The 20,483-nt window shown below is 75.7% G+C and carries 16 protein-coding genes and 1 tRNA gene; 2 read left to right on the forward strand and 15 right to left on the reverse strand.

Annotation, left to right across the window (positions count from 1 at the left end; translation table 11 throughout):
* Positions 1 to 77: 77 nt before the first annotated feature.
* Positions 78 to 2,207, reverse strand: coding sequence for an SPFH domain-containing protein (locus ACZ5NJ_RS07345; protein WP_468763721.1), 2,130 nt, complete (start codon positions 2,205 to 2,207; stop codon positions 78 to 80).
* 2,141 nt (positions 2,208 to 4,348) lie between these two features.
* The gene (locus ACZ5NJ_RS07350; RefSeq protein ID WP_468763884.1) at positions 4,349 to 5,896 is read right to left on the reverse strand and encodes a peptidoglycan-binding protein; all 1,548 of its coding nucleotides are present in this window, start codon (positions 5,894 to 5,896) and stop codon (positions 4,349 to 4,351) included.
* A gap of 253 nt (positions 5,897 to 6,149) precedes the next feature.
* Between ACZ5NJ_RS07350 and ACZ5NJ_RS07355 the strand changes: the two genes are divergently transcribed.
* Positions 6,150 to 6,223, forward strand: a tRNA-Lys gene (locus ACZ5NJ_RS07355).
* Positions 6,224 to 6,310: 87 nt separating this feature from the next.
* Here ACZ5NJ_RS07355 and ACZ5NJ_RS07360 read toward each other — a convergent pair.
* The 13 genes from ACZ5NJ_RS07360 to ACZ5NJ_RS07420 all read right to left on the reverse strand — a co-directional run bounded on the left by ACZ5NJ_RS07360 (position 6,311) and on the right by ACZ5NJ_RS07420 (position 19,300).
* Positions 6,311 to 6,973, reverse strand: a complete 663-nt coding sequence (locus ACZ5NJ_RS07360; RefSeq protein ID WP_468763722.1) for a class F sortase — start codon at positions 6,971 to 6,973, stop codon at positions 6,311 to 6,313.
* Positions 6,970 to 7,575 carry a hypothetical protein gene (locus ACZ5NJ_RS07365; protein WP_468763723.1) on the reverse strand — a complete coding sequence of 202 codons (606 nt, stop codon included), beginning with the start codon at positions 7,573 to 7,575 and terminating at the stop codon, positions 6,970 to 6,972. Before ACZ5NJ_RS07365 ends, ACZ5NJ_RS07360 begins: the two co-directional genes overlap by 4 nt.
* Before the next feature lie 122 nt (positions 7,576 to 7,697).
* A complete protein-coding gene (locus ACZ5NJ_RS07370) occupies positions 7,698 to 8,477 on the reverse strand; it encodes an HAD-IIA family hydrolase (protein WP_468763724.1) in 780 nt (259 codons plus the stop codon).
* Between the two features lie 108 nt (positions 8,478 to 8,585).
* On the reverse strand, positions 8,586 to 10,169 hold the full coding sequence (locus ACZ5NJ_RS07375; RefSeq protein WP_468763725.1) for an alkaline phosphatase family protein: 1,584 nt from the start codon (positions 10,167 to 10,169) through the stop codon (positions 8,586 to 8,588).
* 54 nt (positions 10,170 to 10,223) lie between these two features.
* Positions 10,224 to 11,306 (reverse strand): 2-aminoethylphosphonate ABC transporter substrate-binding protein, encoded by a 1,083-nt coding sequence (locus tag ACZ5NJ_RS07380; protein WP_468763726.1) that lies wholly within the window; start codon positions 11,304 to 11,306, stop codon positions 10,224 to 10,226.
* 54 nt (positions 11,307 to 11,360) lie between these two features.
* A complete protein-coding gene (locus ACZ5NJ_RS07385) occupies positions 11,361 to 12,158 on the reverse strand; it encodes an ABC transporter permease (protein ID WP_468763727.1) in 798 nt (265 codons plus the stop codon).
* Positions 12,145 to 13,083: a 2-aminoethylphosphonate ABC transporter permease subunit gene (locus ACZ5NJ_RS07390; protein WP_468763728.1), complete on the reverse strand. Its 939-nt coding sequence runs from the start codon at positions 13,081 to 13,083 to the stop codon at positions 12,145 to 12,147. Before ACZ5NJ_RS07390 ends, ACZ5NJ_RS07385 begins: the two co-directional genes overlap by 14 nt.
* A complete protein-coding gene (locus tag ACZ5NJ_RS07395) occupies positions 13,076 to 14,125 on the reverse strand; it encodes an ABC transporter ATP-binding protein (protein WP_468763729.1) in 1,050 nt (349 codons plus the stop codon). Before ACZ5NJ_RS07395 ends, ACZ5NJ_RS07390 begins: the two co-directional genes overlap by 8 nt.
* Positions 14,122 to 14,826, reverse strand: a complete 705-nt coding sequence (locus tag ACZ5NJ_RS07400) for a phosphonatase-like hydrolase (RefSeq protein WP_468763730.1) — start codon at positions 14,824 to 14,826, stop codon at positions 14,122 to 14,124. Before ACZ5NJ_RS07400 ends, ACZ5NJ_RS07395 begins: the two co-directional genes overlap by 4 nt.
* Before the next feature lie 5 nt (positions 14,827 to 14,831).
* A complete protein-coding gene (locus ACZ5NJ_RS07405; RefSeq protein ID WP_468763731.1) occupies positions 14,832 to 15,953 on the reverse strand; it encodes a TIGR03364 family FAD-dependent oxidoreductase in 1,122 nt (373 codons plus the stop codon).
* A 146-nt stretch (positions 15,954 to 16,099) separates the two neighbouring features.
* On the reverse strand, positions 16,100 to 16,873 hold the full coding sequence (locus ACZ5NJ_RS07410) for a GntR family transcriptional regulator (protein WP_468763732.1): 774 nt from the start codon (positions 16,871 to 16,873) through the stop codon (positions 16,100 to 16,102).
* A 70-nt stretch (positions 16,874 to 16,943) separates the two neighbouring features.
* Positions 16,944 to 17,726 (reverse strand): hypothetical protein, encoded by a 783-nt coding sequence (locus ACZ5NJ_RS07415; RefSeq protein WP_468763733.1) that lies wholly within the window; start codon positions 17,724 to 17,726, stop codon positions 16,944 to 16,946.
* Between the two features lie 248 nt (positions 17,727 to 17,974).
* Positions 17,975 to 19,300, reverse strand: a complete 1,326-nt coding sequence (locus ACZ5NJ_RS07420; protein WP_468763734.1) for an ROK family transcriptional regulator — start codon at positions 19,298 to 19,300, stop codon at positions 17,975 to 17,977.
* Between the two features lie 55 nt (positions 19,301 to 19,355).
* Here ACZ5NJ_RS07420 and ACZ5NJ_RS07425 point away from each other — a divergent pair, with 55 nt between their 5' ends.
* Positions 19,356 to 20,456, forward strand: a complete 1,101-nt coding sequence (locus ACZ5NJ_RS07425; RefSeq protein WP_468763735.1) for a Gfo/Idh/MocA family oxidoreductase — start codon at positions 19,356 to 19,358, stop codon at positions 20,454 to 20,456.
* Positions 20,457 to 20,483: the final 27 nt, after the last annotated feature.

The following is a 20,483-nucleotide window of genomic DNA, read 5'->3' on the forward strand; positions in this document are numbered from 1 at the left end:
GTCTATACCAATGCCGAAACGGGCGGTCCGGTCGTTGCCGGCCGCCCGTTTCGGCTGTTGGGTGTCAGGTACGGCTGTTACTGGTCGGACCTGCCGGTGTAGAAGGCGACGGTGAGGTCCTTCACGAGGGCCTTGCGTTCGTAGTCGTCGAGATCGACGATCCCGCGCGAGGTCAGCCGGTGGACGGTGTCGTCCACGGCGTCGACGACGGCGGTCAGGACGGTGTCCCGGTGCTTGGCGTCGATCGCCGCGATTCGGCGGCGGCGCATCGCCTCCGCGACCTCCGGGGCGTACTCGATGCGGGTGGGCTGGGCGGAGAACACCTCGATGCCGACGGCCTCGGTCTCGGCGGCCAGGGTCCGGGTCAGGGCCTCACCGACGGCCTCGGCGTCGCGCAGGGTCGGGGCGTCGTCGTGGAAGGCGTCGGCCGGGAGCCGGGACAGCACGCGGGCGGTGGCCGATTCGACCTGTTCGGCGAGGTACTCGGTGTGGTCCTCGACGGCCAGGGTGGCGCGGGCGGTGTCCCGGACCTGCCAGACGACCTGGACGACCACCTGGAGGGCGAGCCCGCCGGAGTCGACGGCGGGCATGGGCTCGCTGCGCCAGTGCCGCAGCCGGACGTCCACGCGCCGGCGCAGCAGGAGGGGGCTGATCCAGGTCAGGCCGGTACGGCGGACGGTGCCGCGGTAGCTGCCGAAGAGGGTGAGTACCCAGGCGTGGCCGGCCTTGGCGCGGCCGAGGCCGCCGAGGGCGAGGAGGGTGACGACGCCGAGGAAGGCGAGCGGGGGCCAGTGGGTGACGCGCAGCCCCTGGTAGGGGCGGGGCGGCACCCCGAAGGCGGCGACGAGGGGGGCGGGCACCACCCCGGCCCGCCAGAGCACGGCCGCGCAGCCGGTGAGGGCGAGGCCGCCGACGGCCACGGCGATCCACCCGGGCAGCACCGGGCCGCGGTGCTCCCGCAGCCGGTCGTCCCCGCGGGGCACCCGCCGCCCGCCGGGCACCGCGTGCTCGGCGGCGCGGCGGGCCGGGGCGGCGGCGGGGGCGGGGGCGGGGGCCAGGGGCTGGGCACGGAACGGCAGATGGACGGGAACCTCGGTGACGGCGGCCCCTCGCACGGCGCCGCGCCGCGCGAGGGGCCCGGCCTCCCCGTCCCCCCGCGCCCCGGCCCGGCCCTCGATCCCCCGGGCGACGGCCTGCGCGACGATCTCGGCCACCCCGGGCCCGGGCACCCCGGCCCCCTGCGGCCCCTCCTCCCCCCCGCCCCGCGCGGCGGGCACGTCCGGGCCGCCGAACCGCTGCGGCTCGGGCCGAGGACCGCGGCCGACCGCGGCCTGCGGATCGAGCACCTGAGGCCGGAACCCGGCCCGGACGCCGGGGGCCTGCGGGTCGGCGTACGGGGCGGGCCGGTGAGGCGACTCGACACGGGCAGCGTGGGACGGCGCAGCCGCGCCGGCGGCGGCGAGGGGGTGCGGGGCGGGCCGATCGGGCGACTCGGCACCGACGACGTGGCGCGGCGGAATCGCGCCGACGGCGGCGAGGGACTGCCGGTCGGCATGCGGGGCGGGCCGGTCGGACGACTCGACACCGGCAGCGTGGGACGGCGCAGCCGCGCCGGCGGCGAGGGGGTGCGGGTCCGCGTGCGGGGCCGGCCGGTCGGGCGACTCGGCACCGACGACGTGGCGCGGCGAAATCGTGCCGACGGCGGCGAGGGACTGCCGGTCGGCGCGCGGAGCAGGCCGGTCGGGCGACTCGGCACCGGCAGCGTGGGACGGCAGAGCCGCGCCGACGGCGGCGAGGGCGTGCGGGGCGGGCCGGTCGGGCGACTCGACACCGACGACGTGGTGCGGCGGAATCGTGCCGGCGGCGGCGATGGACGGCAGGTCGGCATGCGGAGCAGGCCGGTCGGACGGCTCGGCACCGACGACGTGGTGCGGCGGAATCGTGCCGACGGCGAGGGACTGCCCATCAACCTGCGGAGCGGGCCCGTGGGGCGACTCGGCACCGGCGGCGAGGGACTGCCGGCCGGCATGCGGGGCGGGCACGCCCCGGTGTGACGGCTCCGCGTGGTGCTGCGGCTCGGCGTGGTGCTGCGGGCCGGTACGGGTGGCGAGGGGGTTCGGCTCGGGGCGGGAGGCCGGGGCGGTCGCGTGCTCCGGCTCGTCCGCGCCCGCCTCCCCGCCCGCGAACCCCGCAGGAATCCGCGGCACCCCGCCAGAGCCAACCCCCGCAGGACGGAAGGCACTCCGGCCGGAGACGGCCACCTCCACCGCGTCCGCCACACCCCGCGCGGAGTCCTCAGCCTCCGGCGGGGCAGCCGCCACCTCCCGCACGGGGACGGCCACACGGGCCGAAGCCGCCGCGTCCCGGACGGGAACAGCCGCGCGGGCCGGGGCCGCCACCCCCGGGACGGAAGCAGTCACACGGCGCTGGGCCCCAGCCTCCGACGCCGGAACGGGCGAGCAAGCGGAGGCCACCGACCCCGGGACGACGGCCGCACGGGCCGGGGCCCCCGCCTCGGGGACGGGAACAGCCGCGTGGGCCGGGGCCGCCGCCTCCGGAATTGGAGCAGTCACACGGCGCGGGGCCACGGCCTCCGATGCCCGAACAGGCGCCACCACATCCGGGGCGACGGCCGCACCGGCTGCCGCCGCCTCCCGCACGGGAAAGGCCGGGCGGCCCGAGACCTCCGCGTCCGGGACCGGAGCAGTCGCACGGCGCGGGGCCGCCGTCTCCGACGCCCGAACGGGCGCCACCACATCCGGGACGACGGCCGTACCGGCCGCCGCCGCCTCCCGCGCGGGAAAGGCCGGGCGGGCCGGGGTCGCTGCCTCCGGGAGGGGAACGGCCGCACGGGCGGGCGCCTCCGCCTCCCGGAGGGGAACAGCCGGGCGGGCCGAGACCTCCGCGTCCGGGACCGGAGCAGTCACACGGCGCGGGGCCACGGCCTCCGACGCCCGAACAGGCGCCACCACATCCGAGGCGACGGCCGCACCGGCCGCCTCCGCCTCCCGCACGGGAAAGGCCGGGCGGGCCGGGGTCGCTGCCTCCGGGAGGGGAACGGCCGCACGGGCGGGCGCCTCCGCCTCCCGGACCGGAACGGAGGTACCGGACGGGGCCGCCGCCTCCGGCGCGGGAACGGGCGTGCCGGCCTGGGCGGGAGGGGCGGCGGGGTGGCCGGGACGGGCCGGGGGTGCTGCGGCTGGGGGTGCCGCCGGGCGGTTCCGGTGCAGGGGGTCGGTCACGCGACCGGGCTCCGGCGCGGCCCGCCCGGGCTCCCCCGCCCCGGCCCGGTCCGGTTCCCCGGCCCGGAGCTGCGCGTCCTGCGGCTGCGGATCCGGCGTCGCGACGCAGGGCTCCGTCCCGGAAGGGGCGGCGGCCCCGGGCGGGGCCGTCAGCCGGCCCGGGGCCTCCGCGGTCTTCGGCCGAGCCATCGGGTCAGCTCCGACGGGGTGCTCCGCCGGCCAGGCCCCGGACATCGCCGCGACATTCGCGGGCGGTGCCTCCCGGGGCGTCCGGGCCGGGCCGGCAGCCTGCGGCTCTTCGCGAGGCGGCCGGAGCGCGGAGGCAGCCTGCGGCCCCGCGTGGGACCCCCGGGACGCGGCCGCAGCCTCCGGCTCCGCGTAGGACGGCCGGGACGCGGAAGCAGCATGCGGCGCCGCGTGGGACATCCGGGACAGGGGGGCAGCCTGCAGCTCCGGGTAGAACGGCCGGGACAAAGCCGCAGCCTCCGGCTCCGAGTAGGACGGCTGGGACGCGGCGGCGGCCTGCGGCTCCGAGTGAGGTGGCCGGGTCACGGAGGCAGCCCGCCGCTCCGAGTAGGACGGCCGGGACAGGGCCGCAGCCTCCGGCTCCGACTGAGGCGGCCGGGACACGGAAGCAGCCTGCGGCTCCGCGGGGGACATCCGGGACGGGGCCGCAGCCTGCGGCTCCGCGTGGGGTGGCTGGGGCCGGGGGCCGGGGTGTGGGGCCGGGTGGGGTGGGGTGGTGGGGGCCGCGGTGTAGGCGGTGGCTCCCGTCGGGTGGGGCGGGCCGGGGCGCGGCCCGGGCGGCTGCTGTCGGGCGGGGTCCATGGCGCGGACCACGCGTGTCGGGTCGGGGGCCCAGGCCGCAGGGGCCCCGTGCGGCCTCGCCGTCCCGGCGCGGGCCGGGAGCGGCGCCGGCCCGTTTCGCTCCGGGGGTACGTCCCCGGAGCGGGCCGCCCGCACCGTGGTCGGAACCGGCGGGGTGCCGGGCGACGCCACCGGGCCGGCGGGAGGGGTCGGGTGCCGGAGGGCGGACGGGGGCAGGGGGTGGAACGTGCCCGTCGTGGACGTGGTGCGGGTGGGGTGGGGGTACATCGTTGCCTCCGTCATGCGAACAGCCGGCGCCAGGTTTCCGGGCCCGGGTAGCCGTCGGCCATGGCGCCGCGCCAGCCCTGCGCGCGCTGGAAGGCCTCGACGTTGCGGCGGTCGGCCTCCGTCCAGGTCAGGCCCGGGCCGGAGGTGTAGTACGTGCCGAAGCCCTTCTTCAGCAGTTGCCGGCCCATCGCGGCGATCGCCGGGTGGGTCCGGCCCGGCCGGAAGACGCTCGCGCCGGGGTAGGCGGGGACCCCGGCGGGGACAGGGTGAGGGGCCGGGTCAGGGGTCGAGTGAGCGCCCGGGTCAGGGGCCGGGTGAGCGCCCGGTCCGGGGACGGGGCGCGGGGCGGGGCGCGGGGCCGGGTGGGGGGCCGGTGGGGGTGTCGTGCGGCCCGTCGGCACGATGTCGTTGCCCTGGCGCTGGACCAGCAGACGCCAGGTGTCCGGCCCCGGGATGCCGTCCGCGTCGGCGCCCGTCCAGCCCTGCGCCAACTGGAACGCCTCCGTGGCCTGCCGGTCGGCCTCGCTCCACTTGGTGCTGGGCCCCTTGGGGTAGAACCGCAGGCCGCCCCGGTCGATCAGCATCCGGCCCAGCTCGGCGACGTACTTGTTGTCCGCGCCGGGCCCGAACTTCGACGCCCCGGGGAAGTCCGCCGCGGGCTGCGGCGCGGGCGGCACCGAGTCGCCCGGGAGGGACGCGCCGGCCACCCCGTTGTACCGGTACGGGACGTACTTGGCGGCGTTGCTCCAGTACCCGTACGGGGTGGCCAGCCGCCGCGTGACCGGCGGGGTCTGCTCGTAGGCGATGTAGTGCGTGTGCGTCTCGTCGCCCCAGCCGCCGAAGAGGACCACGTGCGAGCCCTTGTTGGGGTCCGCGGGGTTGTGGAAGAGGAGCATGTCCCCCGGCAGCAGCTCCTCCTTGGTGATCTTCGTGGCGAAGGTGTCGAGGCTGCCGGTCCACTCGTTCGTCCCCAGGTTCCACGCCATGGAGACGTAGCCCGAACAGTCCTGCCGGTACCCGTCCGTCCAGTACTCGGACATGCTGTACGGGACCTGCGCCTCCAGCCACAGCTTGGCCCGGTTGATGATCGTGGCCCGGTCGATGCGCCGCGCCAGCGAGGGCGCGCCCGGCCGGCCCGGCCCGGACGCCGGGGGGCGCGGGCGGCCGTGCAGCGGGGCCCGGCCGCCCTGCGGGCTGCCGGGGGTGTCGCGGGCGGAGGGACCGGGTCCGGCCGCATGCCCGGCACCCGCCGCATGCCCGGCACCCGCCTCGTGCGCGGGGGCCGCCGCGCGCCCCGGGCCGGGCAGGGGTTCGGACGGCCGGGGCTCCCGCGGGGACGGGTGGTCCGCCGCCAGCGCGGCGGCCGGCCCGCCGCCGCCCAGGACCACCCCGGCCGCCGTGGCCAGGACCAGCGCGCGGCGGGCCCCGCGTACGGCGGGGAGCCCGCATTCCCGCAGCGCTATGGCCCGCCCGCGGACCAGGGTCCGGCGCCGGCGCACGCACCCGGGACAGGCGCAGTCGCCGGCGGGCTCGTACTCCTCGAAGACAGGCATCGGCATCGGCATCTGTACGTGCACCGGAGGCTGCGTCGTCATGCTGTTCCGTCCACTCCCCTGACCGGGCCGGATCGGGCCCGATCGCTCCTGCTCGTCGTCGGTCCGGGCCACCCAGGTATCCGACGGAGCGTCAGATGCGGTTCGGCCCAGACATATCGTGCACGACAAACCCCTCAAACATGGGTTAATCGGACAACGCGGGCGCGGCTGGTCACGAGCACCTCTGGAAGTGGGGTAGAGTTTTCCCTGTCAGCAAGCGCCGCTAGCTCAGTTGGTTAGAGCAGCTGACTCTTAATCAGCGGGTCCGGGGTTCGAGTCCCTGGCGGCGCACAGACAAGGGGAAACCCCCGCAGCGAAAGCTGCGGGGGTTTCTTCGTTCTCCGGGGGCGCCGACGGGCCGGCAACGGGCCGGCAGTGCTACGCCGCCGCGCCCGCCCGGGTCCCCACGCCCGTCAGGTACGCCGAGACCACCACGTTCGCCGAGTACTGCCCGGCGGCCTTGTCGTAGCTCCCCCCGCACGTCACCAGCCTCAGTTCGGCGCGGCCCGCCACCCGCGGCCCGTACGCCACGTGCGGGTCGAAGCCGGCCCGCTCGTGGACCCGTACGTCCTCGACGGTGAACTCGGCGACCGTCCCGTCCGCCCGCGCCACCCGGATCTTCGCCCCCGGCTTGACCGTGCTCAGGCCGAAGAAGACGGCCGGCTTGGACTTCGTGTCCACGTGCCCCACCATCAGCGCCGCCCCGGCCGCGCCGGGCGCGGGGCCCGCGCCCCACCAGCCCACCGTGCCGGGCAGCTCGTACGGCGGCGGCTCCACCGCCCCCTGCCGGTCCAGGCCCCGCGCGATCACCGGCGCCTGCACCCCCAGCGACGGTACGTCGACCCGCGCGGGCATCGCCGCCGTCAGCGGGGCCCGCGCGGCCGGCAGGCCCGGGCCGGACCGGCCGCCGGGCCGGCCGGCGAGCGGGCCCTCCGGCCCCGCGGTGATCTCCTTGCCCCACAGCCAGAGGCCGAGCACCAGCACCGACCAGGCGGTGAAGGTCAGCAGTCGGCCCCCGGCGGCGAACCGGGGCCCGCTCATCCGTCGTTGCGGCGGCGGCGCAGGGCCAGGGCGCGCCCGGCGACGGCCAGGGTGGCCGCGGCGGCCAGGACCGCGCCGATCACGGTCTGCGGCAGGCCGGGGCCGTCGCCGTGGTGGCTCTTCTTCGCGGCGGACGCGGAAGCCAACCGGGTGGTCTCGGCGACCTGGGCGGCCATCGCGCCGCCGCCCGCGTGCACCGGCCAGACGGGCGAGTGGTGGGGGTCGGGGCGGTGGTCGCGGCGGACCTCCACGGCGCCGCGCGGGCCCTCGTCCCGGCCCTCGCACCGGACGCGGACCTCGTGCCAGCCGGGGTCGGCGTGGTGACGGATCTCGGCCTCGCCGAAGAGGGTGCGGGGGTCCTCGTGGCCCTTGCGCAGCCGGACCTCCGAGTCGAAGACGGGGGAACGGGCCACGGCCCAGTCGCCTTCGCAGGCCCGGACGCGGATCTTGACCCGGTCACCCGGTCCGGCCGGGTTCGGCTCGACGGAGACACCGCCGCGGTCCCCTTCGAATCCGAGGGCGGCGGGGGCGGTCACGGCGGTGCAGGCCGCCAGGGTCACGGCCACCGTCGCGGCACGGAGAGCGATCAGAGAACTTCGCATGGTGAACCTCCTCATGAGGAGGTTCACGCGCGGCGCGCCGCTCCGCATCCGGAGCGGCGCTCTCTTGGCCCGTACGTGTCAGCCGTACGCACCAACGGCCACACCGGCGGCCGCACCCACGGCTACACCAGGTCGACCAGGTCCGCGATGGAGTCGACCGTGTGGGTCGGGCGGTAGGGGAACTTCTCGGTGTCCTCCACCGTCGTGAGCCCGGTCAGCACGAGGAAGGTCTCCATGCCCGCCTCCAGGCCGGCCAGCACGTCGGTGTCCATCCGGTCGCCGATCATCGCGCTGCTCTCGGAGTGGGCGCCGATGGCGTTGAGGCCCGTGCGCATCATCAGCGGGTTGGGCTTGCCGGCGAAGTACGGCTGCTTGCCGGTCGCCTTGGTGATCAGCGCGGCGACCGCGCCCGTGGCCGGGAGGGGGCCCTCGGTGGAGGGGCCGGTCTCGTCGGGGTTGGTGCAGATGAAGCGGGCGCCCTCGTTGATCAGGCGGACGGCCTTGGTCATGGCCTCGAAGCTGTAGGTGCGGGTCTCGCCGAGGACGACGTAGTCGGGCTCGTGGTCGGTGAGGATGTAGCCGATGTCGTGCAGGGCGGTGGTCAGGCCCGCCTCGCCGATCACGTACGCCGTGCCGCCGGGGCGCTGGTCGTCGAGGAACTTCGCGGTGGCCAGGGCCGAGGTCCAGATGTTGTCCACGGGCACGTCCAGGCCCATGCGGCTGAGCCGGGCCTGGAGGTCGCGCGGGGTGTAGATGGAGTTGTTGGTCAGGACCAGGAAGGGCTTGCCGGACTCGCGCAGCCGCTTGATGAAGGCATCGGCGCCGGGGATCGGCGTGCCCTCGTGGATGAGGACCCCGTCCATGTCGGTGAGCCAGGATTCGATCGGCTTGCGCTCTGCCACGGATTTCTCTCCGCTCTGGTCGCCTCTGACCTGTGGGTCTGTGGTCTGTACCACCCACCCTAGCGGGCGCGGGCCGTGGGCGCCGGGGGCGTCCACGGCCCGGACGGCCTAGCCGAGGCGGACGTTGTCGACGGTCCAGAACCAGTTGTTGTTCCCGCTGTAGCGGAAGCGGACCTGGACGTCGGTGGCGCCCGCCGGGATCCGCAGCGGGAGGGACTCGGCCCGGGCGACCGCGTCGGCGGTGTACGTCTTCACGACGACGGGGGCGGCGCCGTCGTACGAGACGAGGACCTGGGCGGTCTGGCCGGTCTCGTGGCGGTAGTGCGTCTGGAAGTCCAGGGTGCGCGTGGTGCCGCCGGTGACGGGCCACTTGGGGGTGATCAGGGTGGAGTCGAAGGTGCCGGTGTGGGTCTTGTCGTCCCACTCGTCGGAGTCGGCGACGGCGAACACGTCATGGGAGCGGACGTTCAGCTCGCGCCACTGGTCGCGCTGGGCCTGGCTCCAGAACTCGTCGGTGGCGAAGGCCCATCCGGCCCATTCGGTGACGCCGCCCGTGCCCATCTTCGAGTTGTCCACGGACCAGCCGGCGGGCGGGGTGTGGGTGAAGCCCTTCGTCCCGGCCGGGATGCCGGTCTCGTCGACGCGGGCCTGGAGGGCGGGGCGCAGGGTGTCGAAGGGGTCGTCGTCCGGGCTGTCGAGGGGGACGCCGTCGAGTCCGGTGGTGGGGACGCCGAGCTGGGCGAGGGCGGTGGCGGCGACGTCGACGAGCTTGACGTCGTCGCGGACCGAACCGGCGGGGATGCCTGCGCCCTTGGCGATGACGAAGGTGCCGCGTTCCTGGAGGGTGGAGCCGCCGTGGCCGCCGGCATCGGTGTGGCCGTGGTCGGTGGTGACCAGGATCTTCCAGTTCTCCTGGGCGTACGTGGGGCGGCCCTTGACGGCGGTGAGCAGCTGCCCGACGAGGGTGTCGACGCGGCCGATGGCGTCGAGGTACTGCGGGCTGGCGGCGCCGTAGGAGTGGCCGGCGGAGTCGACCTGGCCGAGGTAGACGAAGGAGGCGTCGGGGTTGCCGTCGCGCAGTTCGGCGGAGGCGGCGGTGGCGATCTTCGGGTCCTCGCTGCCGTAGCCGTCGCGGTCGCCCTTGAGGGAGAGGCGCTTGTCGACCTTGGCGGAGAAGACCGGGCCGCCGGCGTCGGTGGAGGTGAGGGGCTCCCAGTCGGCGGCCGCGTAGGTGTTGAGGGCGGGCTTGGCGTTCTCGACGCGGGTGAGGAAGTCCGGGTAGGCGGCGTGGTTCCCGCCGGTGAAGGTGTTGTCCTTCACGCCGTGCTTGTCGGGCCAGACGCCGGTGGCGATGGTGGACCAGCCGGGGCCGGAGGAGGTGGCGGCCATGGGGCTCGCGTAGAGGGCGCTGCGGGCGGTGAGGCCTTCGGCCATCAGGCCTTTGAGGTTCGGGGCGTCGGCGGCCTCGAGGCGGTCGAGGACCACGCCGTCGAGGCCGATGACGAGGACCTTGTCGGCGGACCCGGCGGTGACCCGGGGGGCGGCCGCCGCGGCCTTGGCGGCGGCTTCCGCGGCGGCCTTGGGGTCGCCGGGGGCGGCGGTGGCCGTGGCGGTGAGGCCGAGGGTGGTGGCGAGCAGGGCCGTGGCGGTGGCGGTCACGGCGAGGGTGCGTCCGCGCAGGACAGGGGACACGTACTCCTCCAGGAGCAAGTGGGTGGGGGTGTGGGTGCGCGTGCGGGCGCCGGCTCAGCTGCCGGTCGCGGACTTCCACGCGTCGACGTAGCCCGTGAGGTTCTTGTCGATGTCGGCCCAGTCCGGCTCGAAGACCTCGACGCCCGTCATCAGCTGGGTGAGCGCGATGGCGTTGGCGTCGGTGGGCTTGACGTCGCTGCGGGCCGGGAAGCCGCCGCCGACCTCGCTGATCAGCTTCTGGGCGTCCTCGCCGAGCAGGTGGTCGAGGAGCTTCTTGCCGTTCTCGCTGTGCGGGGCCTTGGCGACCAGGCCGGCCGCGTAGGGGAGGGCGAAGGTGGTGGGCCTGCCGCCGTCCTTGGCGGGGAACCAGATGCCGAGGTTCGGCATGGACTTGGACTGGGCGAAGTTCATCTGGACGTCGCCGTTGGCGACGAGCAGCTCGCCCTTGTCGGTCTTGGGCGCGAGCTTGCTGGTGGAGGAGGACGGGCCGACGTTGTTGGCCTGGAGCTTCCCCAGGAAGTCCATCGCCTGGTCCTTGCCGCCGAAGTCGTGCACGGCCTTGACGAGGACGGCCGTGCCGTCGCCCGCGACGCCGGGGGTGGAGTACTGGAGCCTGCCCTTGTACTTGGCGTCGAGGAGCTCCTCCCAGGTCTTGGGGGCTGTGGTCAGCTCCTTCTTGTTGTAGACGAAGCCGAAGTAGTTGTTGACGACGGAGGTCCACTTGGCGTCGGCGGACTTGTCGGCGCCGTTGACCTTGTCGGAGCCCTGCGGGGCGTAGGCCTGGAGCAGGCCCTTGCCGTCGGCCTGCTGGATGAAGGGCGGCAGGGTGATCAGCACGTCGGCCTGGGTGTTGGTCTTCTCGCGGACGGCGCGCTGGACCATCTCGCCGGAGCCGCCCTCGACGTACTTGACCTCGATGCCGGTCTTCTTGGTGAAGTCGGCGAAGACCTTGTCGTACCAGCCGTCGCCCTTGTCGCTCTTGAGGCCGTCGGCGCTGTAGACGGTGACGGTCTTCTCGCCGCCGCCCTGGGAGCCGTCGGCGGCGGTGGAGCCGCCGCCGCATGCGGTGAGGGTGGCGGCGAGGACGAGGCCGGTGGTGAGGGCGGTGGCGGTGCGGAGCAGGAGCGCTCTGGACATGGGAGTTCCTTACGGGGAAGGGGGTTCGCGGCGTGGGCGGGGGCGGCGCGGGGGTCAGCGGTGGGAGGCGCGGGTGCGGACGCGGGAGACGGCCAGGAGGACCAGCAGGGTGGTGGCCATCAGCACCACGGCGACGGCGGAGCCGCCGAAGAGCGCGCCGCGGTCGGTGGCGGTGAAGATGCGGACGGGGAGGGGCGTCCAGTCCGGTGGGTAGAGCATCATCGTGGCGCTCAGCTCGCCCATGGACAGGGCGAAGCAGAGTCCGGCGGCCGCTGTGAGGGAAGGCAGCAGGAGGGGGAGCCTGACCCGCCACAGCACGTACGCGGGACGGGCGCCCAGGGAGGCGGCCGCCTGCTCGTACGCGGGGTCGAGACGCACCAGGGCAGCCGAGACCGACTGGTGGGCGAACGCCGTGACGAGGACGGTGTGCGCCAGGACCACGATCGTGCTCGTGCCGTTGAGCAGCAGCGGGGGCCGGCTGAACGCGACGAGGACGGCGAGGCCGACGACCACGGACGGCACGGCCACCGGCAGCATGAACAGGGCGTCCAGGACCCGCTTGCCCCGCTTGCCGAGCGCGGCGGCGGCCAGGGCGGCCCAGGTGCCGGCGGTGAGGGCGAGGAGGCTCGCGACCAGGGCCGTGACCAGGGAGGTCGTCAGGGCCTGGAGGGAGTCGCCCTGTACGGCGGAGGCGTAGTGGGCGGTGGTGGGTCCGGAGGGGAGGGCGCCGGACCAGTGCGTGGCGAAGGAGGCGGCGACGACCACGAGGAGGGGGAGGGCGAAGAGGGGGACGAAGAGGATCCCGAACAGGGTCCAGGCGGCCCAGCGGCCGCCCCTGCTATGCACCAGCACGCTTGCCCACCACCCGGTAGAGGCCGAACAGGCCGAGGGATATGGCGATGTTGACGACGGCGGCCACGCAGGCGGCCGGGTAGTCGGATTCGAGGATGGCCTTGCCGTAGACGAGCATCGGGAGGGTCGTGACGCCCTTGGCGCCGGTGAACAGGACGATCCCGAACTCGTTGAGGCACAGGACCAGGACGAGGCTGCCGCCGGCCGCGAGGGCGGGGAGGGCCTCTGGGAGGATCACCCGCCGGACGATCCGGGCGGGACGGGCGCCGAGGCCGGCGGCCACCTCCAGCTGGGCGGTGTCCAGTTGGGAGAAGGCGGCGAGCAGGGGCCGCACCACGAAGGGGGTGAAGTACGTGATCTCCGCGAGGAGGACGCCCCAGGGGGTGGTGAGGAAGCGGAACGGGCCTTCGGCGCCGCCGAGGAGGTCGGTCCAGAGCCCGTTGGCCATGCCGACGGTGCCGTAGAGGAAGAGGAGGGCGAGGGTGATGAGGAAGGAGGGGAAGGAGAGGAACACGTCGATGAACTTGGCGACGGCCCTGGCTCCGGGGAAGGGCACGAAGGCGATGACCAGGGCGAGGGTGAAGCCGAGGAGGAGGCAGCCGGCGGTGGCGGCGACGGCCAGCCACACGGTGGTGCCGAGGGCCTCGCGGAAGGCGTGGGAGGCGAAGACGGCGGAGTAGGCGTCGAAGGGCCCGCCGCCGCCGTCGGGGGTGAGGGACTGCCGGACGACCAGGGCGAGGGGGTAGAGGAAGACGAGCCCGAGCAGGGCCACGGGGGGCAGCGCCCAGACGGCCCGGGGCAGGCGGCGGGTCCCCTGCGGGGGTGCTTCCCGGTGCGGCCGTGGTTGCTCGGACGGCGTCCGCGGGGCGCCCGGGGCGGGGCCGGCCGGGGCGGGGCCGGCCGGCCGGAGCGCGGCCTCAGGCATCGGTGACCCCCGCCGTCAGGAGCACCGCGTCGCGGGGCTCGAAGTGGAGGGTGACCTGGTCGCCCAGGGCCGGGGTCTCCCTCAGCTCGGGCAGGTCGGCCTTGACGCGGTGCCCGCCGACGTCGACGTACAGCCGGTGCGTGGAGCCGCGCCACTGCACCTCGGCGATGGTGCCGTGCAGGGCGTTGGGGCCCTCGCCGAGTCCCAGCAGGTGCGGCCGTACGCACAGGGTGGCGGTCGAGCCGGGGGCCGCGGGGCCCCGGTCGAGGGTCAGCGGGCGGCCCGCGAAGACGGCGCCGCCGTCGGCGACCGTCACCGGGAGCAGGTTCGCGTTGCCGACGAAGGAGGCGGTGAACTCCGTACGCGGCGCCCGGTACAGCTGCTGCGGAGTGCCGCAGTCCTGGAGGCGGGCGCGGTCCATGACGGCGATCCGGTCGGCCAGGGTGAGGGCCTCGATCTGGTCGTGGGTGACGTACAGGATGGAGACGTCGGGGAGTTCGCGGTGCAGCCGGGCCAGTTCGGCCAGCATCCCGGAGCGCAGCTGCGCGTCGAGCGCCGAGAGGGGCTCGTCCAGCAGGAGGACGCCGGGGCGGATGGCGAGGGCGCGGGCGATGGCCACCCGCTGCTGCTGTCCGCCGGAGAGCTCGCGGGGGTAGCGCCGGGCGTAGGCGGCCATCCCCGTCATCTCCAGCGCCTCGGTGACCCGGTCCGGGATCTCGGCCCTGGGGGTCTTCCGGGCCCGCAGGCCGAAGGCCACGTTGTCCTTGACCCGCATGTGCGGGAAGAGCGCGTACTGCTGGACGACCATCCCGATGCCCCGCTTGTGCGGGGGCAGGGCGGTGACGTCCCGGCCGCCGATCAGGACCCGTCCGGCGACGGGGCGGACGAAGCCGGCGACGGCGCGCAGGGCGGTGGTCTTGCCGGAGCCGGAGGGGCCGAGCAGGGCCATGACCTCGCCGGGTTCGACGGTCAGGTCGAGGGAGTCCAGGACGGTGGTGCCGTGGTAGGCGACCGAGACGGAGTCGAAGCGGATGCCGCTCACGACGAGCCCGGCCGCGTGAGCAGGGCGGGGAGTTCGGCGACGGAGCCGAGGACGTGTGTGGCGCCGTGACCGGTGAGCGCGGCGCGGTCGTGGGCGCCGGTGAGGACTCCGGCGACGATGCCCGCGCCGGCGCGGCGGCCGCTGAGCATGTCGTACGCGGTGTCCCCGGCGACGACGGTCTCGCGGACGTCGGCGACGGCGCCGGTGCGCAGGAACGCGGCCAGCACCATGTCGGGGTAGGGGCGGCCGCGGCCGCCGGCGTCGGCGGGGCAGAGGGTGAGGTCGGCCAGCTCCCGCCAGCCGAGCGCGTCCAGGATGGCGTCCTGGGTGACGCGGGCGAAGCCGGTGGTGAGGGCGACGGTGTGGCCGTCGGCGCGGAGTGCCTCGATGGTCTCGCGGGCTCCGGGGATCCCGGCGACGAGGCCGCCGTCGACGAGTTCCGCGTAGGCCTGCTCGAAGGCGGAGTTGGCGGCCTGCGCGCGGTCCTCCGTACCGAAGAGGTGGCGGAAGACGGAGATCTTCGACTCGCCCATCGTGTCGCGGACGTACCGGAGCTTCTCGGCGTGGGCGGGGGTGCCCGGCTCGACGCCGAGGCGTTCGGCGGCGCGTTCGAAGGCGCGCTCGACGAGGCCGCCGTCGGCGACGGTGGTGCCGGCCATGTCGAGGACGATCAGCTTGCCGGGGGTGCGGGTTTCGGTCATGCGGCTCACCAGCCCAGTTCGTTCGCGGTGGTTTCGGCGATGGCGGGTGAGCAGGTCATGCCCCGGCCGCCCGGTCCGGTGACGAGCCAGACGCCTTCGCCGACCTGCTGGCGGTGGACGACGCGGCTGGTGTCGGTGCACTGCGCGTACACGCCCGCCCAGCGGTGCCTGATCTTCGGCAGCGGGCGGCCCAGGAAGGACTCGACGACCGCGGTGAGGTGGTCGTAGGGGTCTTCGAGGGTGTCGAACGCGAAGGGGTGCTCGTACTCGTGGGTGTCGCCGATGGTCAGGCCGCCGTCTTGGCGCTGGACCATCAGCAGTTGCATCTTGTGCGCGGCGGCGACGGGCGTCTGGGCCTGCTCGGCGTTGAGGGCGTCGAGGGCGTCGCCGCGGTAGGCGGGGTAGTAGCGGAAGCTGTCGGCGTCGGCGACGGAGGTGGTGAGCGGCTCGCCGAGGGGGGCGGTCTGCATCATCTGGAGCCGGACGCGGCGTACGGGCAGGTCGGGGGCGAGCGCGCGGACCAGGCCGGAGAGCCAGGCGCCGGTGGCGAGGACGACGGCGTCGCCGCGGTGGACGTCGCCGTGGTCGTCGCGGACGGCGGCGGGGCCGGCCAGGTCGCGGACCTCGCGGCCGGGCAGGAAGGTGTAGCGGCCACAGGCGCGGAGGGCCTCGCGGAGGTGGAGCTGGGCGGTGCGCGGTTCGACGGCCGCGTCGCGCTCGCACCACAGGGCGGCCTCGAAGGCGCCGCGCAGGGCGGGGTTGATCGCCCGCGCCTCGGCGGCGGTGACCAGCTTGTAGCCGCGGGCGGCGGCGTCGGGGCGGGCGACGGCGGCCTCGGCGACGGCGTACTCGCGGGCGTTGCGGACGGGGGTGAGGGATCCGATCGCACGGAAGCCCAGGCCGGGTACCCGCGCGCCGATCCGCTCCCAGAGCTCGCGGGCCCGCAGGGCGGTGTCGAGCTCCTCGCCCCCGGCCCGGCCGCTGACCCAGATCTGGCCGAAATTGCGCAGCGAGGCGCCGCGGGCCTCGGCCTCGCGCTCGATCTGGACGACCTCGTGGCCGCGTTGGACTGCTTGCCAGGCGTGCATGGTGCCGACCACGCCGCCTCCGACGACTATGACTCTCACGCCGTCCACGCTCGGGTCGGCCGTTGACCCGGGAGGGTCCGGCGGGCATCGGGCCGGTGAACAGCCCTCGACGCTTGGACTAGACCCGTTATCCTTCCGTGATGTGAACTGCTTCCTTTTGTGGCTCTTCTTCCGTTTCGCCGGGGCTATTCGGGTCGCAGGCGGGTCGTGAAGCTGAACCGGTCGCCGCGGTAGAGCGAACGCACCCGTTCCAGCGGCCGGCCGTCCTGGTCCCGCGAGAAGCGGTGGATGAGCAGCATCGGGAGGGCGGGCGGGGTGCCGATCAGCAGGGCCTCGCGGGGGGTGGCCAGGACGGTCTCCAGCTTCTCGTCGGCGTCCCCGAAGGAGATCCCGAGGCTGTCGCGGAGGTATCCGTAGAAGGAGGAGTCCGGCTGGAAATCGACGTCGAGGCGGGGGGCGCGGGCGACCCGGACGTAAGTGCTCTCCAGCCCGACGCGCTCGTCGTCGGCGAGGAGCACCCGCTCCAGGTGCCAGACGGGCTCGCCGGCGTCGGCGCCGATGCCGGCGGCGAGTTCGGGCGGGCAGGGGAAGCGCTCCAGCCCGATGAGGTGGCGTCCGGGGCGGCGGCCCTGGCGGCGCACGCCCTCGGTGTAGCTGGCGAGGGAGAGGGGCTGCTCCAGCTTGGGCCCGGCGACGACGGTACCCCGGCCGGAGCGGCGGAGCCGGCCCTCCAGCAGCAGCTCCCGCAGCGCCTGCCGCACGGTCTCGCGGGCCACCTCGTACCGCTCGGCGAGGTCCCGCTCGGTGGGCAGCGCGCCGCCTTCGCCGAGCTCGTCGAGGAGGTCGGCGATACGGGCCTTGACGGCGTAGTACTTGGGAATGCGCCCATGCTCGGGGATCCCGGACCGCACGGGCGAGCCGGGGCGGTGGGGGACGGGCTGTCGGATCTGTTCTTCCACGGTCGGACTGTACGCGCGGCGGGTGCACGGGCGGTGCGCCCGGCTGGTGGGGGTCGGGGGGTGCCCGGGCTCAGCGTGACGGGCGGGGGGCGTGGGGGCCCCGGCGCAGGCGGCGGGCGCCGAGCAGCAGGCCGCCCCCGACGGCCACGGCGGCGACGGCTCCGGCCCCGTACGCCCACTCCCGGGGCCCGGTGTGCGCCAGTGACCCCGCCGCGGCGGGGTCCTGCGGCTCCTCGGGGCCCTCGACGGAGAACCGGTAGCCGCCGGCCTCGCCGACCCACTCCCCGTCGTCCCCCTTCCGCTGCACCAGCGCGGCGTCGGCGACGACCTCCCCCAAGGGGGCGTCGGGGGCGAAGGCGAGCCGCACCTTGACCGTGGTGGAGCCGCCGGCCGGTACGGAGAAGCCGGGGAAGGCGTCCTTGCCGTCGAACACCGCGATGATCTCGTCGCGGTCGCTGCGCTCCAGGCTGACGGGGAAGGGGCCGCCCGGCGCCTCGAACTCCATGCGGAGGTGCGCGGGGCGCAGGGCCCGGGCGGCGTCGGTGAACACGATGACGGGGTGGATGGCCGTGCAGGTGCCGCCGGTGGTGTTCGTCAGGTCCAGCAGCCAGCTCTGCGGGCCACCGCCGGCCCGGTACACGGCCGGACCGCCGCGGATCCGCGCCCCGATCGGGAAGGCACCGCTCTTGCCGTCTCCGCAGGTGGCACGGGCCCGGGAGGGGAGGGCCGGCGCGGGCATGGCGGGGGCGGGCGCGGGGTGGGGGGCGCCTCCGGTGCCGGTGTCCGCGGTGGCGGGGGGAGCGGAGAGGGCGAGGAGGAGGGCGGTGAGGGCGGGGGCGTTGCGCAGTCGCATGGAAGACCTCGCTGCTCGCCGGACGGAGTAATGATCGGACGAGGCGACAATCACCCCGCCGTGCCCGCACCCTCCCACGACCCCACACCCCCGCCCGACCCCCACGCCCGACGCCTCCCGCTTTCCCCCCGGATGGCCCCGGCCCACCCCGCCCTACCGCGCAGGGTGCCCACCACCCGGGGTGCGAACGCCGGCCGACGGCGGCGACCACCAGCCCGCACGGCACGACCCGGCGCGGGTCGCCCGGGTCAGCCGTGGCCGAACAGCGGTGCCAGGGCCAGCTCCGCCGCCCCCTCCGCGATCCCGGCCGGCGCGAGGTCGACCCCCGGCGGGTCGGCCGTCAGGGCGCGGGCCGCCAGCACCTCCCGGACCCCGCCGACGAACACCTCCGGCGCCCCCGCCACCACCCGGCCCCCCAACAGCACGCGGTCCACGTCCAGGAGCGCCACCAGGTTCGCCGCCCCCTCCCCCAGCACCCGCGCCGCCTCCACGAGGTCGCCCCGGGCCACCGCCTCCAGGCAGAGCACCTCCAGGCAGCCCCGGCCCCCGCACCGGCAGCGCGGGCCGTCCAGCCGCAGCACCTGGTGCCCGAACTCCCCCGCCCCCGACCGTGCGCCCCGGTACACCGCGCCGTCGAGCCGCAGCCCCGCCCCGAGCCCGGTTCCGACGTGCAGGTAGACACAAGAGCCGAACCCCAGCCCACCCGGCCCCGGCCCTGCCGGCCCCGACCCTGCCCCGGGCCCCGGCCCACCCGGCCCCGACCCTCCCGGCCGCGGCCCTGCCCCGGGCCCCGGCCCACCAAGGTCCGGCCCGTCCACGCCCGACCCGCCCGCGCCCGACCCGCCCGGGCCCGACCCGCCCGGCTCCGGCTCAGCCACTTCGTCGACCCCGCTCGGCCGGCCACCCCCGCCGGCCCGGCTCCACTCCCCCGCCGCGACCGCCGCGTTGGTGTCCTTGTCCACCACGACCGCCACGCCCAGCCGCCCCGACAGCGCCTCCCGCAGCGGGAACCCCTCCCATTCCGGGAACCCCGTCACCCGCCCCAGTACCCCGGTCCGCCAGTCCAGCGGGCCGGGCGCGGCCGCGCCCACTCCGGCCAGGGGCGGGGCCCCCGCGCCGCCCGAGACGCGCGCGACCGCCCGTACGGCCGCGTCCACCGCCGCCTCCGGCCCCGCCGCGAAGTCCAGCGGACCGCTCCATTCCGCGACCACGACGCCCGCCAGGTCGACCCGTACGGCCCTCAGCTCGTCGCGGTCCAGGTGCACCCCCACCGCGTGCCGGGCGTCCGGGACCAGCCTCAGCCGGGTCCGCGGCTTGCCGCCGGTCGACGCGTCACGGCCGGCCTCGGCCACCAGGCCCTCCGCCGCGAGCCGGGCGGTGATCTTGCTGACGGCCTGCGGGGTGAGCCCCGTACGCCCGGCCAGCTCGGCGCGCCCGAGCCCCGACGGGCCCGCCGCGCGCAGCAGGTCCAGCAGCAGGGCCTCGTTGTGCCCGCGCAGCGCCGGCAGGTTCACCCCGCCCCTGCCGCCACCGCTCCCGTCGCCCCGACCGCCCCCGGCGTTTCCCCTGTTCACCCCCTCATTGTCCACCCTCCTTGCACTTGCGCAACACTGTTGCCAAAGTGGACGCATGAACGCCTCTCCCCGCACCCCCCTGCGCGTGGCCCTCATCGGCTACGGACTTGCCGGCTCCGTCTTCCACGCCCCGCTCGTGTCCGCGACCGAGGGCCTCGTCCTCGACACCGTCGTCACCTCCGACCCCGGCCGGCAGGCCCAGGCCCGCGCCGCCCACCCCGGTGTCCGCGTCGCCGCCACCGCCGACGCGCTGTGGGAGCGGACGGGCGACGCCGAGGACCCGCTCGGCCTCGTCGTCATCGCCTCGCCCAACAAGACCCACGTCCCCCTCGCCACCGCCGCCCTCACCGCCGGCATTCCCGTGGTGGTGGACAAGCCGCTGGCCGCCACCGCCGCCGAGGCCCGCGAACTGGCCGCCCTCGCCGAGCGCACCGGCACCTTCCTCTCCGTCTTCCAGAACCGCCGCTGGGACAACGACTTCCTCACCGTGCGCCGCCTCCTCGCCGACGGCGAACTCGGCGAGGTCCAGCGCTTCGAGTCCCGCTACGAGCGCTGGCGCCCCCAGCTCAAGGGCGGCTGGCGCGAGTCCGGCGCGCCGGAGGACATCGGCGGGCTGCTGTACGACCTCGGGAGCCACGTCGTCGACCAGGCGCTGGTGCTGTTCGGTCCGGCCGTGCGGGTCTACGCGGAGACCGACGTGCGCCGCCCGGGCGCGGAGACCGACGACGACACGTTCATCGCGCTCACCCATGCGAACGGCGTCCGCTCGCACCTCCACGTCAGCGCCACCGCCGCCCAGCTCGGCCCGCGCTTCCGCGTCCTCGGCTCGCGCGCCGGCTACGTCAAGTACGGACTGGACCCGCAGGAGGCGGCCCTGCGCGAGGGTCTGCGCCCGGGCGGTCCCGACGGGGCGGCGTGGGGCGAGGAGCCGGAGCACCTGTGGGGGCGGCTCGGCTCCGGCGAATCCCCGCTGACGGGCGGCGGGGAGCCGGTGCCGACGGTTCCGGGCGACTACCCGGCCTACTACGCGGCGGTCGCGGAGGCGCTGCGCACGGGCGGCCCGGCCCCGGTCACGGCGGACGAGGCGGCGCACTGCCTGGCGGTCCTGGAGGCGGCGCGCGCTTCGTCCCGGGACGGGTCGGTCGTCGCCCTCTGATCCATCCTGTCGCAAAATCGACGGTTT

The sequence above is a fragment of the Streptomyces sp. NPDC032091 genome (assembly GCF_055580265.1).